This is a genomic window from Flavobacterium johnsoniae UW101 (assembly GCF_000016645.1).
GTDB classification, from domain to species: Bacteria; Bacteroidota; Bacteroidia; order Flavobacteriales; family Flavobacteriaceae; genus Flavobacterium; species Flavobacterium johnsoniae.
In genome coordinates, this window is the sequence record NC_009441.1 from 2010878 (window position 1) to 2028042 (window position 17165).

Sequence of the window (17165 nt, forward strand, 5' to 3'; positions counted from 1 at the left end):
GGTATTCTAAAAATAATCGCCAAAAAATTATTTTTCATTTTTAGCGAACGTTCGCTTGTTTTGTAAAAAACTTTTTTATAATATTGTGGTGTAGAAAATATTAATTATCAGTTTGTTATGGATTTGTGTTTTTGAAAAACATAGAATTGATTCAATTGCTGCTAATGAAATTAAAAACCACAGCTATGAAAAACCAATTAGAAATTACCGAAACGGCAATGGAATTTTTAGCCGAAAAGAAGCTTCGTTATCCAAAGATCTGGACAGAAGAAGCCATTGTTTTTATAACTGAATTGCATAGAAAATTCGAATCACAGCGAAAACTATTGCTTTTACAGCGCGAACAGAAACAAGTCACTTTTGATCAGGGAATTATGCCTGTTTTTATTCCAGAAACCAAAAGTGTGAGAGAAGGCAGTTGGAAAGCTGGAGAAATTCCGAAAGATTTATTGGATCGAAGAGTAGAAATTACCGGGCCGGTTGACCGCAAAATGATTATTAATGCTTTGAATTCTGGCGCCAAAACATTTATGGCCGATTTTGAAGACAGCACTTCGCCAACCTGGCAAAACTTGATGGACGGACAGGTAAATTTGATTGATGCGGTAAACAAAACCATTACGTTTACTGATTTGGTAAAACAGAAATCGTATCATTTAAATGAAAAAATCGCAACGTTAATTGTACGTCCGAGAGGTTTGCATTTGCCAGAAAAACATGTTTTAGTTGAAGGAAATGAAGTTTCGGGTTCTTTGATAGATTTTGGTTTGTATGTTTTTCACAATCATAAACGACTTTTAGAAAACAATTCTGGACCGTATTTCTACATTCCGAAATTAGAGCATTATCTGGAAGCGCGCTGGTGGAATAATGTAATTGATTTTACCGAGGATTATTTAAAACTGAACAGAGGAACGATAAAAGTGACGGTTTTAATTGAAACGATAACGGCAAGTTTTCAATTGGATGAAATTATCTACGAATTGAAAGAACATATCGTTGGCTTAAACTGCGGACGCTGGGATTATATTTTCTCCTACATCAAAAAGTTTAGAAAAAATCCAAAATTCATCGTGCCAGATCGGGATCAGGTAACTATGACTTCGCCTTTTATGAGTGCTTATTCAAATCTGGTAATTCAAAGATGTCATAAAAGAGGAATTCATGCAATTGGCGGAATGGCTGCACAGATTCCGATTCGAAATAACGAAGAAGCTAATGCAGTTGCTTTCGCAAAAGTAAGAACCGATAAGGAACGTGAAGTTAAAAATGGACACGACGGAACTTGGGTAGCGCATCCGGATTTAGTTGCAATAGCAAAAGAAATTTTTGATAAAGGAATGCCAACTCCAAATCAGATTCACGTAAAAAGAGAACATCGAAAAATTACAGAAGCCGATTTGATTGAACCGCCAATTGGAATCATTACTGAAAATGGTGTCCGCAAAAACATCAACGTTGGAGTTTTATATCTGGCTTCATGGCTAAACGGACAAGGCGCCGCCGCTTTACATAATTTGATGGAAGATGCTGCAACGGCCGAAATTTCGAGATCACAATTGTGGCAATGGCTTCAGAATAAAGTGATTTTAGATAATGGACGAAAATTAGATTTGGCTTATTATCATGAATTGGCTTTAAATGAATTCAGAAAAATCAAGGAAGAAATAGGAGAAGAAAATTATGAAAAACAACAATTTCCATTAGCCGAAAAAATGCTGGAAAGACTGGTTGTAAACCTGCATTTTGTGGATTTCGTTACTCTTCCATGTTATAAATATCTATAATTTATTTAAACACATAGAAACATAGATTTTATTTTTTCTATAAAAAGAGAAAAGAAAAAACTGGTTTTTCATGCATAGATAACTATGTGAATTGAAACAAGTGAAACGCCTTTAACCACAAAGTATAACTATGTTTCTATGTGTTTAAAAATCTTGGTTCAAACTGAAAACTGAAAACCGAGACTGAAAACTTTATTAACGAACCACTTTAACTAAACTATATTATGAAAACAACAGAAGACAGAATTCAGGAATTGATTAACGATTGGATTACGAACCCGAGATGGAAAGGAGTTGAGCGTCCTTACACTGCAAGCGAAGTAGTAACACTTCAGGGGTCTTATAAAATTGAGCATTCTATTGCCAAAATGGGTGCTGAAAAATTATGGAGAAAGTTAAAAAGTCAGGATTATGTTGCGGGTTTGGGAGCATTAACTGGAAATCAGGCGATTCAGGAAGTCGATGCGGGTTTAGAAGCAATTTACTTAAGTGGATGGCAGGTTGCTGCTGATGCAAATCTGGCGGGAGAAATGTATCCTGACCAATCGCTTTACCCGGTAAACAGCGTTCCGATGGTGGTAAAAAAGATCAACAACGCTTTATTGCGTGCTGATCAGATTCAGACTGTAAATAATATTGAAGATAGAAAAGATTATTTAGTTCCAATTGTAGCTGATGCCGAAGCTGGTTTTGGCGGCAACTTAAATGCTTTCGAATTAATGAAATCGATGATTGAAGCTGGAGCTTCTGGAGTTCATTTTGAAGATCAGCTGAGTTCTGCTAAAAAGTGCGGACATTTGGGCGGGAAGGTTTTAGTTCCAACTCAGGAAGCAATAAATAAATTAATTGCGGCACGATTGGCATCAGATGTTATGGGCGTTTCAACTTTAATAATTGCTCGAACAGATGCCGATGCAGCTAATTTACTAACAAGCGATGCGGATCCAAGAGATAGAAAGTTTTTAACAGGTGAAAAAACGACTGAAGGTTTCTTCTACGTTAAAAACGGAATTGATCAGGGAATTGCAAGAGGTTTAAGTTACGCACCATACGCTGATTTAATCTGGATGGAAACCAGTAATCCCGATTTAGATTATGCAAGAAAGTTTGCAAAAGCAATGAAAAAAGAATTTCCAGACAAAATGCTGGCGTACAATTGTTCGCCGTCTTTCAACTGGGCGGCAAAATTGACGGTTGCTGAAATGGAAACGTTTAGAGAAGATTTAGCAGCAATGGGATATAGTTTTCAGTTCATTACTTTAGCAGGATTCCATGCTTTGAATACCAGTATGTTTGAATTGTCTAAAGCTTACAAAGAGAGAGGAATGGCAGGCTATTCTGAATTGCAGGAACGCGAATTTGCTTTGCAGAAAAACGGATTCAGAGCTGTAAAACATCAGGCTTTTGTGGGAACTTCTTATTTTGATGCCGTTCAAAATACGGTAATGTTAGGGAAATCAGCAATAACCGCAATGGAACATTCAACAGAGGTTGAACAGTTTTAATTTTTTTTACCATTAAGATATTAAGAAAGTTAAGCTTTATATCCTTAAAAAAGAAGGAAGATTAAGTCTAGCTTAATGAATCTTAATATCTTAATGGTTTAATTTTACTTTTTCAAAAGTCTTGCTTTCATTTTGCTGAAGAATTCAGGTGTTACACCAATGAAAGAAGCGATTTGTTTTTGAGGAACTTTGTGTACCAATGTTCCGTATTTTTTTGTGAATTTTTCAAAACGTTCTTCCGCAGGCAAACTCAAGTTGTCCATTAATCTCTGCTGATTCGCAACCAATGAATTTTCAATTAAAATTCTGAAAAAGCGTTCCAGTTTTGGAATTTCAAGATACAATTGTTCCTGATTTTCTTTAGATAACGAAACCACTTCAGCTTCTTCCAGAACTTCAATAAAAAGCTGTCCCGGTTTTTGCGAAAAATAACTGTACATATCACTCATCCACCAGCCTTCGCAAGCGAAAGAAAGTACATGTTCGACAATATTATCGTTAATGTTGAAACTTCTTAAAATACCTGAATTTACGAAATAGGAATGTTTGCAGACTTCACCAGCATTTAGTAAAAGCGTTTTGGCTTTGTAAGTGTGGGTTTCTAGTTTAGATAAAAAAAGCGCCTGTTCTTCTGATGTCAGAGAAACGTGTTTGGCAATGTTTTCGAGAATTAATGCCATTATTTTTTATCGTCGATTAAAGTAAATAAAGTTGCTTTGAATCTGTTTCCTTTAATTTCTCCTGTAACTAAAGCTTTGCTTATTGCATTACAGAAACCTTTTTCTGAGTGTGCATCACCATGATCGTGAATCGTAGTTCCGTCAACAAAATAGCTTTTCCCGTCGATGCGAACTGCTAAATCACAGCTTTTGCCTTTCATACCAAATTGGCATTCTCCGCAAGAAGCTTCTACAATTGTTGGTTTATCAAATTTCTTTTTGTCTTGTGCCTGAGTTGAAATCCCAATAAAAAGGAAAATCATGAATATAAGTTTTTTCATTTTCTATTAATTTACAGTTATTAATTTTGCCGTTTCTTTGGCGCGTTCTGTTATTTCGTTAATTGGAGTTGCCAGTGAATCGTGGCTTAAAACAACTCCCATTCGGCGGTAAGGTCTTGAAGTAGGTTTGCCGAAAATTCTAAAATCAGTTTTTGGTAAGGTGGCTACTTTTTCGATTCCGCTGAAAGTTGGATTTGTCGAATCTTCTGATGCTAAAATTACGGCACTTGCTCCGGCTTTTTCTAAAGTAATTTCGAAAATTGGAAGACTTAAAATAGCTCTTAAATGCAATTCAAACTCGTTGAAATTCTGAGTTCCGGCTAAAGTTACCATGCCAGTATCATGCGGACGTGGAGAAAGTTCAGAGAAATAAACGCCTTCTTTAGTAAGGAAAAATTCAACACCAAAAAGTCCAGCTCCGCCAAGCGCTTCGGTAATTTTTTCGGCCATATCCTGTGCTTCGTACAAATCTTTTTCTGAAACCAAAGCTGGCTGCCAGCTTTCCTGATAATCACCTCTTTCTTGTCTGTGACCAATTGGAGCGCAGAATAAAGTTGGATTGTCATTTTGAGTAATTGTTAAAAGCGTAATTTCTGAATGGAAATCTACAAATGCTTCAACAATTACTTCGATAACATCGCCACGCGAACCCGCAACGGCATATTGCCATGCTTTTTCAATATCGCTTTCTGTTTTGATAGTCGATTGTCCTTTTCCTGAGGATGACATTAATGGTTTTACCACGCAAGGAATTCCAATTTCTAGAACGGCTTTTTGAAGTTCTTCTGCCGAAGTTGCGTATTCATATTTTGCTGTTCTTAATCCCAATTCTTTTGCTGCTAAATCGCGAATAGCTTTACGATTCATGGTAAAGTTTGCCGCTTTCGCTGAAGGAACAACGGTGATTCCTTGTTTTTCGTAATCGTAAAAACGTTCGGTGCGAATGGCTTCTATTTCGGGAACTATAAAATCTGGTTGGTGTTTGGCTACAATTCGGTCAAGTGCTTCGCCGTCAAGCATATTGATGACTTCAAAACCGTGTGCAACCTGCATGGCTGGTGCGTTTTCGTAACTGTCAACTGCAATTATGGTTTGTCCGATTCGTTGTGCGGCAATGACAAATTCTTTGCCTAATTCGCCTGAACCTAGGAGTAATATTTTCATTTTGGAGTGTTGTAATGTTTGAGTAGTAAAAGTAGGGAAAAAGGTTTTAACCGCAAAGTTCGCAATCCCGATAGCTATCGGGAGCGCAAAGAACACTAAGTTTTTGTTTTTAAGATAAAAAAAGCTCGCAAAGAATTTTTCACGCAGATTTTGGAGATTCGGCAGATTTAATTTAATAACCAACTTACGTTTTAGAAATAGTAACCACACAGTTTGTCATTTCGAGGAACGAGAAATCACACTCGGGATTCGACAAAGATTGGCGATTTTGATTGTGGAGTTTCTAGTGTGATTTCTCGTTCCTCGAAATGACAAGATTGTGAGAAGTTTGAAATGAAATTATAAATGTAAACGTTCTTATGAATACGTTCGCGTGAGGGATAGAAGTGGAAAGCCCGCAGCCTGACGAAGGAAGTGCGAGGACTTGTAACGGATAGCCCGACCCGGAGGGGCACGCCCAAATTTATATATTTTTATTTATGAATAATGCCTACAGATATCTGTAGAAAATTCAGGTTAAATTAATTCAGGAATTTTGATGTAGGCATTAGTATATTTCTATATTTGCCCGCAAAACAAATAATAATCATAAGATGAGAATAAATTTTATTTTAATAATGAGTGCTTTATGCATTACATCATTCGTACATTCACAATCAGCCGGAATTACATTTAATTTTGGAATGGGAGAACAAAAAGCTAATGCTGTAATTTTTAAAAAAGATAAACAAAAAGTCAGCGGAATAGTTAACTTTCCTGGGCTTGCCGATAAAAAAGTAAAAATAAAAGTTGGCGAGGAGAATGAAAAGTACGCCAGCAGTGATATAGATTCTATTCAGATTTTAGACGACAATAAAAAATTGTCTTATACTTTTGTAAGAACAAAAACAAAGGTGTATAAAAAGAAGGGAACAGAATTTAAGGTTATTGATGAAAACTGGATTTGTAAAATTATTACAGGTAAGGCTTCTTTATATTTAGGTGGTGAAGAATACGGAATAAAAGAAGTGAAGGTTGAGGATGAAAAAACGAAAGAAAAGATTAAAGTAAAGAAAATGCAGGTTGTTTCTAAAGAAATAAATCATTACTTAAAAAGAAGTAATGAAGATTATCCTGTGCTGGTTTCTGTGAGTTCAAACGCTCTTTCTGCCGGTTATAATGCTTTTTTTAAGGAATATGGAGTTTATTATTTTAGCGATAATCCTGAAATTGCTAAAAAAATTGAAGATAAAGAGTATAAATATGATGACATTGAAAAGGTCGTAGATTTATATAATGTAAAACGAGAGAAAAAAGCAGAATCAAAATCAGCATTAAAGGCAACCAAAATAAAGATTACACCGCCTGATTCAAAAGCAAAAACTACGAAGAAGAAATAAACAAAAAAGCGATACTTAATTAGGTATCGCTTTTTTTATATTAATGAAAATGATCTTCTTCAATTTCGAATTCGGCATCTTTTTCCCAGATTTCCATTTCGCAGGGTTTGCAGTTGAATTTTAGTTTGTATTCTAATTCTCCCTGTTTTAAAACCAATGGTTCTTTTACCTTAACACCTACGATGTCTTTTTGGTGTATCGGACATTTTTTCAACTCGTATTTGATGCAGTATTTGGTTGTCATTACACGAGATTTTCCTGGATCCCATTGTAATTCGAATGCTTTTTCGATTTCGGTTACACCGTGGCGTTCGTAGAATTTACGAGCGGTTTTGTTCGAAACGTTGTACATGAAATCCAGTTTGGTTTCTGGGTAAGGATGTGACGTTTTTACCAATTGGTGTTCTTCACGAACATAATTTGCCAAACGAATTTCTGATAATTGTTCGAAAACATTTCTTCTCATTTCATTGATTTTTGAAATAGGAAGGAACCAGTTTTCAGAGAACATTACATTGATTTCATCGGCGCTGTAAGGTGTAAAACCTGTTTTTGCCAATTGAACTTTAATGTTTTCTTCGATCGATTCGCCAGTTTTTGTTTTTTCTTTCGGATGGTCTAATTTTACTGTACTTACGTTTCCGTCTTCGTCGGTAGCGATTAATTCAAAACCGTTTTCATTTTCAGTAAGCAATAAAGTAGTTCCGATTTTACGGATGGCACTGTCTTCTCTCTCCACAATTTTGATGAAAGCAGCATCGTTATTTCTATAGATGAAAGTTCCGTCTTTGATTTCTTTTAAAACGTTTGGGTATACTTTTCCGTTTTCGGCTTTGTTTACGTAGATTCCGTCGGCTTCATTATTTTCGTTGATAAAGCAAAGTCCGTCACCGTTGTTTAATAATTCGCCATTTTCGATTTCGTAAGCGTTTCCAACAGTTCTAATTAATTTACCGATATATTGTCCTTTTGATTTTGGGCTTTCCCAAGAACCAATAGAACTGTGTCTTTCGTTTACGAAATAATCCGTATAACCACGGTTGAAAGTTCTGCTTAAAGTAGAATCAAAAGTATACGTGCATTTTCCTGAAGAGGCTTTGATATATTTATCGCTTCCTTCTAAATAGCTGTCTAATTTTTGACGTAAATAAGAAACGTTATTTTTAACGTAAGCAACGTCTTTTAATCTTCCTTCGATTTTAAAAGAAACAATTCCAGCCTCAATCAAATTCGGAATTTGATCTGAAACATCTAAATCTTTAATCGAAAGTAAGTGACTGTTTCTGATTAAAGTATCTCCGTTTCCGTCGATTAGGTTATAAGGTAAGCGGCAGTTTTGTGCGCATGAACCACGATTGGCACTGCGTTCTCCGTTGGCCACACTCATATAGCAGTTTCCGCTGAAAGAAACACATAATGCTCCAGTTACGAAAAACTCTAGTTCAACATCAGCGTGATCGTATATTGTTTTAATTTGATGTAAGTTCAATTCACGTGCTAAAACGACACGTTTAATTCCTGCATCTTTAAGGAATTTAATTTTATCAGCATCACGGTTATTGGCTTGTGTACTGGCGTGAAGTACGATAGGAGGCAGGTCCATTTCCATAATCGCCATATCCTGAATGATCAATGCATCGACACCAATATCGTACAATTCCCAAATCATAGCGCGGCAAGTTTCTAATTCGTTATCATACAAAATGGTATTGATAACCACAAAAACTTGTGCGTTAAATAAGTGAGCATATTTTACCAGTTCGGCAACATCTTCAATAGAGTTGTTGGCATTAGAGCGTGCTCCAAATTGCGGTGCACCAATATATACAGCATCTGCACCACTATTTATGGCTGCCATTCCTCCAATTAAATCTCTAGCAGGAGCTAATATTTCGATTTTCTTCTTCATTTCTAAAACTTTAGACTTTTGTGGTATTCCCGAAAAAAAGTCTGCAAAGGTCTTATAAATTATTTGAGTTTGCTAATGATGAAGCGATTTTTTTGAGTTTGTTAACTTAATATGGAATGAAGATAAATGAAATTATTTGATATAATTAATCAATTGGAAAATTATATCCTGCAGAAAATACTCCTGTTGATTGTTTTGCAGCTGGATGAAAATAACCTGAAAATGCAAGTTCAAAATTGTTTTTTCTGCCAACTGCTAATCCAAAACTGATGGGAATATGCATTAAAACAGTATTTTTATTGTAATTAACGGCTGGTGTAAAAGTTTGAAATTTTCCAAATGAAGCGCCAATGCCGCCTTCAATAAAAGGCGCAACCCACGGAATTGGGGCGCAGATACGAGCTTTTCCTCCAACTAACAAAGCACGAGTTGTTACTTTGTATCTTGGCTGGTCGAGATAAAATTGTTCCCCATCAATTTTTGTAGAAATTGTAGCAGCATAAGGTTTTATGCCAAACCAAGAAGTTATTCCCCAGGCATATTCGGCTTGTACATATAGTCCGCTGCCCATAACATCTAATTGGTCCTGACTTCCATAATCTTCAATATAATACGAACTGCTGGAAGCAAAACCTATAGAAGCATTTATTGATTTGCCAACTCTTGGTTGAGCTTTTGAAATAAAGGAAAATAAAACGGTAAGGATTGTGTAAATGAGAAAATTGCGTAAAGTTAATTTCATGTAGTCTGCTAGTTAGAATTGGTTGAGACGAAAATAAGATTTTATTTTTCAGCGACAATAAAAAATAAAAAAACCGCCCAATCCGAAGACCGGGCAGTTTTCAAAAAAAAGCATGAACCAATCGATTAATTTGCTCTCATTTTAATTTGTGATAAAGTATTCTGGATACCGTTTAGTTGTTTTGAAACGATATATACTTGATCATGTTCTAAATGGTTTTCTTCAAGTGCCTTTTTATATTTTTCGATTGCGGCTTCTTCACCCGTAATACAAGCATTTATAATGGCTTCTGTGTCACCGCCTGTAAAAGCTGATTTAATATCAATCCATGTACGGTGTAAAGCTCCAAGCGGACCTCCGCCTGAATTATCTGTTGATTTCCCTAGTTTGTTGATTTCGTCTTGTAATTCTACAATATATAAAGCTCTTTCTCTGGCATATTCCAGAAAATCGGTTTTCATTGCCGGATTTTCTACATGTTCTGCAGCATTTGTATATCCTAGTTTTCCATCTTCGAGAATTGAGATTAATCCTTCTAAAGTTTTAACAGCTTCTTGTGTGGTTTCATCTGTATGTATCATGACTAATAGTTTTTAAATTAATACATTACAAAGTTGACAATTTATAAAGTGTTATGTTTTACAAGATTATATTCAAGGTTTTATAATATTGTAGAATGGGAATTTTGTAATTTTTTTGTTTCACGCAGATTTAGCAGATCTAGGAGATTTTTTTTCTTTTGAAAATGAATGTTCTCGTTTTACGGTTTGCGTGAGGGATTGAGGCGGTATCCTTTTATGAAGCGGAGCGGAATAAAAGATATAGCCGAAAGCCCGACCCGAAGGGACACGCCCAAATTAAATGCATAAAAAAACAGCTTAAAGTATAAAAGTGATGAAACTTTTGAACCTTAAGCCGTTTTAGTAAAATTTAGAATATTGTTATGCAGTCAAAGCTTCTTTGATTCTGCGTAAAGCTTCTTTTAAAATATCGTTGCTTGTTGCATAAGAGAAACGAATACAGTTTGGATTTCCAAAAGCATCTCCTGTTACTGTTGCCACGTTTGCCTCAGCTAAAAGATACATAGAAACATCGTTTGCATCTTTAATTTCGTGTCCTTTTAAAGTTTTTCCGAAGAAAGAAGAAACGTCTGGGAATACGTAAAATGCACCTTCTGGAACGTTGATTTTTACTCCCGGAATTTCTTTTAATAATCCAACTACTAAATCTCTACGTCCGTGGAAAGCCTGAACCATTTCGTTTAATACGCTTGGATCAGCATCTACAGCTGTAATTGTAGCGCGTTGTGCAACAGAGTTTGCACCAGATGTTACTTGCCCTTGAATTTTTGTACACGCTTTTGCGATAAATTCTGGAGCTCCAATATATCCAATTCTGTATCCTGTCATTGCAAATGCTTTTGCAACTCCATTTACAGTGATTGTTTTTTCTAACATTCCTGGGATAGAACCGATACTGCAGAAAGTTCCTGAGAAATTGATATGCTCATAAATTTCATCTGCAACTACGTAAATATTTGGGTGTTTTTCTAAAACTTTTGCCAATGCTGTTAATTCTTCTCTGCTGTAAACAGATCCTGAAGGATTACATGGAGAAGAGAACCACATCATTTTTGTTTTTGGTGTGATTGCAGCTTCTAATTGTTCTGGGGTAATTTTAAAATCTGTTTCTACAGAAGTTGGAACTTCAACCGGAACTCCTCCAGAAAGTTTTACGATTTCGAAATAAGAAACCCAGTAAGGTGCTGGTAAAATTACCTCGTCACCATCGTTTAACATTACTTGTGCAATGTTGTATAAAGATTGTTTTGCACCTGTAGAAACTACAATTTGAGATGGTTTGTATTCTAAATCATTGTCTCTTTTGAATTTTCTGCAGATAGCTTCTTTTAAATCCTGATATCCATCAACTGGAGAATATGTACTATAATTATCGTCGATTGCTTTTTTAGCAGCTTCTTTAATAAAGTCTGGTGTATTGAAATCTGGTTCACCTAAACTTAAACTGATAATGTCTTTTCCTTGTGCTTTTAATTCTCTTGCCAAAGCGGCCATTGCCAATGTTTGTGAAGTCGCAAGGTTGTTGATTCTGTCCGAAAGAATATGGTTCATTATAAAAATTTTGAAGTCCTTAATTTGCTGTGTGATTAAGGAAGGTTAATTATTAATAGATTTTTTTTAGTTTCTAAACTGCTAATTCAGGTTTCATTCCTAAGTCACGTAAATGTTTGAAGTGAGCAGCAACGGCGCTTCTCATTGTTTTGTATTCATAATACGGTAAGTTGCATTCCTTTGCGGTTTCTTTTACAATTTTTGCAATTTTGCCATAATGAATGTGACTGATATTTGGAAAAATATGATGTTCGATTTGATGGTTTAATCCGCCTGTATACCAATTTACGATTGCGTTTTTTGGAGCAAAATTAGTTGTAGTATACAATTGGTGAATAGCCCAGGTATTATCCATTTCGCCTAAATCATTTGGAGTTGGATTTGTAGTATGATCTACAACATGCGCCAGCTGAAACACAATGCTTAAAATTAAACCTGCTGTATAGTGCATTAGGAAAAAGCCAAGAAGAACTTTCCACCAGGTAATTCCAATTAAAATTGGTAAAACAATCCAGATTGACACATAAATCATTTTAGTGATAATAAGGGTTGTCCATAAAATTTTAGGACTTTTTGGTTCACCATAAGAAAGTTTTCTTTTAAGGTAATTACGCATTTGCTTAAAATCAGTAGTTAAAGCCCAATTAAAAGTTAGTAACCCATATAAGAAAACAGAATAATAATGCTGGAAACGGTGAAAACGATGCCATTCTGCATGCTCTGTAAAACGAATAATTCTTCCGGCATCCAGATCTTCGTCATGCCCAGGAATATTAGTATAAGTATGATGAAGCACATTATGCTGTACCTGCCAGTTGTAAACATTTCCAGCCAGAACATAAATTGTTCCGCCCATGAATTTGTTGATCCAGCTTTTATTAGAGTAAGAACCGTGATTTCCGTCGTGCATTACATTCATTCCTACACCTGCCATTCCAACTCCCATAATAATAGAAAGCAGCAACATTAACCAAAAAGGCATATTAAGCGTAAGGATTAAGAAATAAGGAGTTAGAAAAACTGCAAACAGAATAACAGCTTTTAAATGTAATTTCCAATTTCCGGTTTTCTGAATATTATTCTCCTTGAAGTAATTGTTTACCCGAGAATTAAGTGTTCTGAAAAACTTCAGATTGTCTTGCCTTGCAAAAGTTGGAGCCGTGTTATTCATAATTGTTTTAAATAGGTTTCAAAGGTAATTATTATAAATTCTCAATTTGCAAAATTGAGTTAAATATTTCAATCGTAAAGTAGTACTTTTGTTAAAAATTTACAGCAATGGATGAGATATTGAAATATTTTCCCAATTTGACCGATCTTCAAATCGAACAATTTCAAAAATTAGACTTTTTATACCACAATTGGAATGAAAAAATCAATGTTATTTCACGCAAAGACATTGATTCATTATATACAAAACACATTTTACATTCTTTAGGAATTGCTAAAGTTATGAAATTCGAACCTGGAACAACAGTTCTGGATGTTGGAACAGGAGGAGGTTTTCCTGGAATTCCGTTAGCGATTCTTTTTCCAGAAACTCGTTTTTATTTGATTGATGTTATTGCTAAAAAAATAAAAGTGGTTCAGGGCGTTGTAGATGCATTAGAATTAAAAAATGTAAAAGCAGAACAAAAACGTGCCGAATTGGTAAAAGGTGATTTCGATTTTATTGTGAGCCGTGCCGTAACTAATATGCCTGATTTTGTTTCTTGGATAAAAGATAAAATTAAAAAGCAGCACAAGCATAAACTAAAAAATGGGATTCTTTATCTTAAAGGTGGCGATTTGTCTGAAGAACTAAAAGATTTTCCTGCTGCAACCTTATATGATTTATCAGAGATATTTGAAGATGAATTTTTTGAAACTAAAAAAGTGGTTCATCTTCCTTTAAAGTTTAAACCTTAGTTTGATATAAAAAAAACGGAAAGAAATTCTTTCCGGTTTTTTTTGAATTAATTGTAATTATTGTAAACTATTTGTTTCTGTTAATTTTATCTCTGCGAGCCCATTTGTCATAAAAGCTTTTTTTCTACTACAGATGTATAACTTGGAGCTTGTGTACTAAGATTCTTTTCAGATAGTGAGCCTTCGTCTTTCCACCAATACTCTTGATATGACTTAGGGTTTTTATACTCATATATTAATATGATTCCTAGTAATGAACAAGGCGTATCGGCCATAAAGTCCCATCCATTTTTCTCAGCACAATACATTTCAGTTTCTTTATTATACCAAAGTTTGTAACCTTTGTTTGTAATAATATTAAAAACGGTATTGTGAACATTTGAATATTCTGATAATGCGGGCATAAATTTTATTTTTGGTTTTTATTAAATTGTTTTTTAGTTAGTCCCTAATAAAGCTTTTCTTTTTATCAAAAGGCTCTGATTCAACTAAAGTTTTATAATTTTTGTCTTCATTTTCTAGTGATGCTGGTATCCATTTATTTTCCGCCATTTCATAGCATTTTGCTCTATAATTGCATAAAGAGACAATTTGCGTAATTTCTTTTTGAAAGTTTTGCTCTTCATACCAAACACTGCCACATTCTCCACACCCAAAGAAACTAGAAGTGCTGTCCTCAATTAACTCTACCCAGCCTGTACAATGACTAACAGGACAACGATATGTGTATGAGTCGACTTCTATGGCTGAATTTTGGATGTCATCATTTTCTTGTTGATAGTTAGTTGCAAGTCCACAAAGAGAACACTCAATCATAATAAACTTTTGACCTCTATTTAATAAATCTGTTACCAGATTTATCTGTTTGTTAGACAACTCAAAAGTTTGATGACAGGATTGACATTTAGTGTTTTTAACTATTATCATATTTAAGAAGCCTTTCTTGAAAAATTTAAAAAAGGATTTGCTTTTATATCTAAGTTGTCAATAAAATTATGAATTGCATTTTCAGATGCTTCAACACTGTATTTGAATTCAGAATCAAAGAAAAATTCTCGGCAGATCACAGGTTCATGTGAAGAATCATAAACAGCTTCGTCTGTTTCATCTAATTCATCATTTCTATAAGGACAAGGATGTGAATGCACCAATTCAGTTATTACTTGATTAAACCAATTATCAAATTTTTTCTTTTTCGGGGTGATATGGCGTGCTAATAATACTAATCCAACAAGTTCATGTTGTAAAAAGTAGGAACCTTTTCTGTATCGAACATCAATCATACGCACATTCATTAATGCAATCCATAAAGCACCATTTACTGAACCAGAAGCCGATACTTTAAGATCTGTGTCAAAAAGTAAAGGATTGGTCTGCTCACGATTATTTATAGAACACCAAAGTGCTTCAATACGTTTTTGAGTATCATTAACTGAATGGGAATACCCTGTAAAACGCCAGTATACCCATTCTAAAAGTGCAGCAGTTAAGCCAACGGATCCTTTATGATTAATTTGTAATAAAATATTTTCCAGTTCTTCATTTCCTTCTAATGGATCAAGCAGCTGATTTATTTTCTTTTTTGTCCATTTAAAATCAATAGCGTTACCAATGCTTTTTGATTCTGAAATTATTTTTGGAACGTTATTTAAGTTTCTCATGACTCTAATTTTTTTGTTATGATTTATTTTGATGCAAATTTAGAGGCATGCTTTTTCTTATTGTGGACGTAAAAGTTTTAAAAGTATCAAAATAAGACTTTTTTGAAGTGCATTGTACTGATAATTAAATATATAGGAAAAGTATTACAATTTTAATGAATAGAAAGAATGGTTAATTTATAGAATCAAAAAAAGCCGGAAATTCAATTGAATTTCCGGCTTTTTTAATATTAAATGAACTCTAAAATTAGATTATCCTAAAAACGGATATCTGTAATCTTCTGGAGTTACAAAAGTTTCTTTAATAGTTCTTGGAGAAGCCCAACGCAATAAGTTCAATGCAGAACCTGCTTTGTCATTAGTTCCAGAAGCTCTTGCTCCACCAAATGGCTGCATACCTACAACTGCTCCGGTTGGTTTGTCATTAATGTAGAAGTTACCAGCAGCGTTTTGTAATTTTGTTGTAGCCACTTCAACAGCATAACGATCCTGGCTGAAAACAGCTCCTGTTAAAGCGTACTCAGAAGTAGTATCAACTAATTCTAAAGTTTCTTCCCATTTTGCATCTTCGTAAACATAAATAGTGATAACTGGTCCAAATAACTCAGTTTCCATTGTAGTATATTTAGGGTTTGTAGTTACAATAACCGTTGGCTCAATAAAGTATCCAACAGATTTATCGTAGTTTCCTCCAACAATGATTTCAGCATCAGCATCTTTTTTAGCCTGATCGATATAGCTGGCTAATTTATCAAAAGAACCTTCGTGGATAACTGCTGTAATAAAGTTTCCGAAATCTTCCGGAGAACCCATTTTCATAGATTTTACATCAGCAATTAACTGCTCTTTTACAGCCGGCCATAAACTTTGAGGAATATAAGCTCTAGAAGCTGCAGAACATTTTTGACCTTGGTATTCAAAAGCACCGCGAGTAATACCTGTAGCAACTTGTTTTACGTTTGCGCTTGGGTGAGCAATGATAAAATCTTTACCACCAGTTTCTCCAACGATTCTTGGGTATGTTTTATAGTTGTGGATATTTGCTCCAATTTTAGACCAGATATCTTTAAATACGTGAGTAGATCCTGTAAAGTGAATACCAGCAAAATCACGGCTTGCCAATACAGTATCTGTAATCATTAAAGCATCTCCAAAAACTACGTTGATAACTCCGTCTGGAACTCCCGCTTCTTTGAAAACATCAATAATAATTTTTGCAGAAAATACCTGACTGTCACTTGGTTTCCAAACCACAACGTTACCCATCATAGCAGCACTTGCAGGAAGATTAGCAGCGATAGCAGTAAAGTTAAAAGGAGTAATAGCGTAAACAAAACCTTCAAGCGGTCTGTATTCTACACGGTTCCAAACAGTAGAATCTGATTTTGGCTGATCGTTGTAGATTTGAGTCATAAACTCAACATTGTAACGCAAAAAGTCGATTAACTCGCAAGAAGAATCGATTTCTGCCTGGTGAATATTTTTAGACTGTCCAATCATTGTAGCAGCGTTAATACGAGCTCTGTATGGACCAGCGATAAGTTCAGCAGCTTTTAAGAAAATAGCAGCACGCTGTTCCCATGCCATATTTGCCCATTTTTGTCTTGCTTCAAGAGCATTGGCAATTGCTTTTTCAATATGTTGTTTTTCAGCTAAATGATACTTTCCAACTACGTGTTTGTGATCATGAGGAGCTGTAATATTTTTTGTGTTTCCAGTTTTGATTTCTTCACTTCCAATATATAACGGAACATCAATTTGAGAGTTCCACATTGTAGTGTAAGCTGCCTGAACAGCTGCTTTTTCTGGTGAGTTCGGTGCGTAGCTCTTTACAGGCTCGTTTACCGCTTTTGGTACATGAAAGAATCCTTTTAACATGGGATAAATTATTTTAAAATTTACGAATTGTTTAATTTTTTACAAAAGTACAAATGATAATTTGATTATATCACAATACAATATTAAAAAGTTGTAATTT

At 34.8% G+C, this 17165-nt stretch carries 16 protein-coding genes; 4 read left to right on the forward strand and 12 right to left on the reverse strand.

Annotated features, from left to right (window positions below; all coding sequences use genetic code 11):
• The first annotated feature begins 185 nt into the window (after positions 1–185).
• Positions 186–1787, forward strand: a complete 1602-nt coding sequence (gene aceB, locus FJOH_RS09010) for a malate synthase A (RefSeq protein ID WP_044048264.1) — start codon at positions 186–188, stop codon at positions 1785–1787.
• A 224-nt stretch (positions 1788–2011) separates the two neighbouring features.
• The gene (aceA, locus tag FJOH_RS09015) at positions 2012–3292 is read left to right on the forward strand and encodes an isocitrate lyase (RefSeq protein WP_012023815.1); all 1281 of its coding nucleotides are present in this window, start codon (positions 2012–2014) and stop codon (positions 3290–3292) included.
• Positions 3293–3396: 104 nt separating this feature from the next.
• Here aceA and FJOH_RS09020 read toward each other — a convergent pair whose 3' ends face one another.
• From FJOH_RS09020 to purT, 3 genes are read right to left on the reverse strand one after another with little or no spacing between them, the layout of a single operon-like run.
• Positions 3397–3972, reverse strand: coding sequence for a Crp/Fnr family transcriptional regulator (locus FJOH_RS09020; RefSeq protein WP_012023816.1), 576 nt, complete (start codon positions 3970–3972; stop codon positions 3397–3399).
• Positions 3972–4292, reverse strand: a complete 321-nt coding sequence (locus FJOH_RS09025) for a DUF6370 family protein (RefSeq protein ID WP_012023817.1) — start codon at positions 4290–4292, stop codon at positions 3972–3974. The genes FJOH_RS09020 and FJOH_RS09025 overlap by 1 nt, the downstream gene beginning before the upstream one ends.
• Before the next feature lie 6 nt (positions 4293–4298).
• Positions 4299–5456 (reverse strand): formate-dependent phosphoribosylglycinamide formyltransferase, encoded by a 1158-nt coding sequence (gene purT / locus FJOH_RS09030; protein WP_012023818.1) that lies wholly within the window; start codon positions 5454–5456, stop codon positions 4299–4301.
• Between the two features lie 593 nt (positions 5457–6049).
• On the opposite strand from purT, the gene FJOH_RS26940 reads away from it, so the two are divergent.
• A complete protein-coding gene (locus tag FJOH_RS26940; protein ID WP_012023819.1) occupies positions 6050–6835 on the forward strand; it encodes a hypothetical protein in 786 nt (261 codons plus the stop codon).
• 40 nt (positions 6836–6875) lie between these two features.
• Here FJOH_RS26940 and FJOH_RS09040 read toward each other — a convergent pair whose 3' ends face one another.
• The 5 genes from FJOH_RS09040 to FJOH_RS09060 form a co-directional block, all read right to left on the reverse strand.
• Entirely contained in the window at positions 6876–8744 is a 1869-nt protein-coding gene (locus FJOH_RS09040; RefSeq protein WP_012023820.1) for a peptidase U32 family protein, read from the reverse strand.
• A gap of 145 nt (positions 8745–8889) precedes the next feature.
• A complete protein-coding gene (locus tag FJOH_RS09045; protein ID WP_012023821.1) occupies positions 8890–9486 on the reverse strand; it encodes a hypothetical protein in 597 nt (198 codons plus the stop codon).
• Positions 9487–9611: 125 nt separating this feature from the next.
• Positions 9612–10067 (reverse strand): ferritin-like domain-containing protein, encoded by a 456-nt coding sequence (locus FJOH_RS09050; RefSeq protein WP_012023822.1) that lies wholly within the window; start codon positions 10065–10067, stop codon positions 9612–9614.
• A 360-nt stretch (positions 10068–10427) separates the two neighbouring features.
• Positions 10428–11618 carry a pyridoxal phosphate-dependent aminotransferase gene (locus tag FJOH_RS09055; RefSeq protein ID WP_012023823.1) on the reverse strand — a complete coding sequence of 397 codons (1191 nt, stop codon included), beginning with the start codon at positions 11616–11618 and terminating at the stop codon, positions 10428–10430.
• A 73-nt stretch (positions 11619–11691) separates the two neighbouring features.
• Positions 11692–12789 (reverse strand): fatty acid desaturase family protein, encoded by a 1098-nt coding sequence (locus tag FJOH_RS09060; protein ID WP_012023824.1) that lies wholly within the window; start codon positions 12787–12789, stop codon positions 11692–11694.
• A 107-nt stretch (positions 12790–12896) separates the two neighbouring features.
• Between FJOH_RS09060 and rsmG the strand changes: the two genes are divergently transcribed.
• The gene (gene rsmG / locus FJOH_RS09065) at positions 12897–13526 is read left to right on the forward strand and encodes a 16S rRNA (guanine(527)-N(7))-methyltransferase RsmG (protein WP_012023825.1); all 630 of its coding nucleotides are present in this window, start codon (positions 12897–12899) and stop codon (positions 13524–13526) included.
• A gap of 107 nt (positions 13527–13633) precedes the next feature.
• Here the strand turns inward: rsmG and FJOH_RS09070 are convergent, their stop codons facing one another.
• The 4 genes from FJOH_RS09070 to pruA all read right to left on the reverse strand — a co-directional run bounded on the left by FJOH_RS09070 (position 13634) and on the right by pruA (position 17065).
• On the reverse strand, positions 13634–13930 hold the full coding sequence (locus tag FJOH_RS09070) for a hypothetical protein (RefSeq protein WP_012023826.1): 297 nt from the start codon (positions 13928–13930) through the stop codon (positions 13634–13636).
• Positions 13931–13967: 37 nt separating this feature from the next.
• Positions 13968–14453, reverse strand: coding sequence for a hypothetical protein (locus tag FJOH_RS09075; RefSeq protein WP_012023827.1), 486 nt, complete (start codon positions 14451–14453; stop codon positions 13968–13970).
• A gap of 2 nt (positions 14454–14455) precedes the next feature.
• A complete protein-coding gene (locus FJOH_RS09080) occupies positions 14456–15187 on the reverse strand; it encodes a hypothetical protein (protein WP_012023828.1) in 732 nt (243 codons plus the stop codon).
• Between the two features lie 252 nt (positions 15188–15439).
• Positions 15440–17065 (reverse strand): L-glutamate gamma-semialdehyde dehydrogenase, encoded by a 1626-nt coding sequence (gene pruA, locus FJOH_RS09085; RefSeq protein WP_012023829.1) that lies wholly within the window; start codon positions 17063–17065, stop codon positions 15440–15442.
• Positions 17066–17165 lie beyond the last annotated feature (100 nt).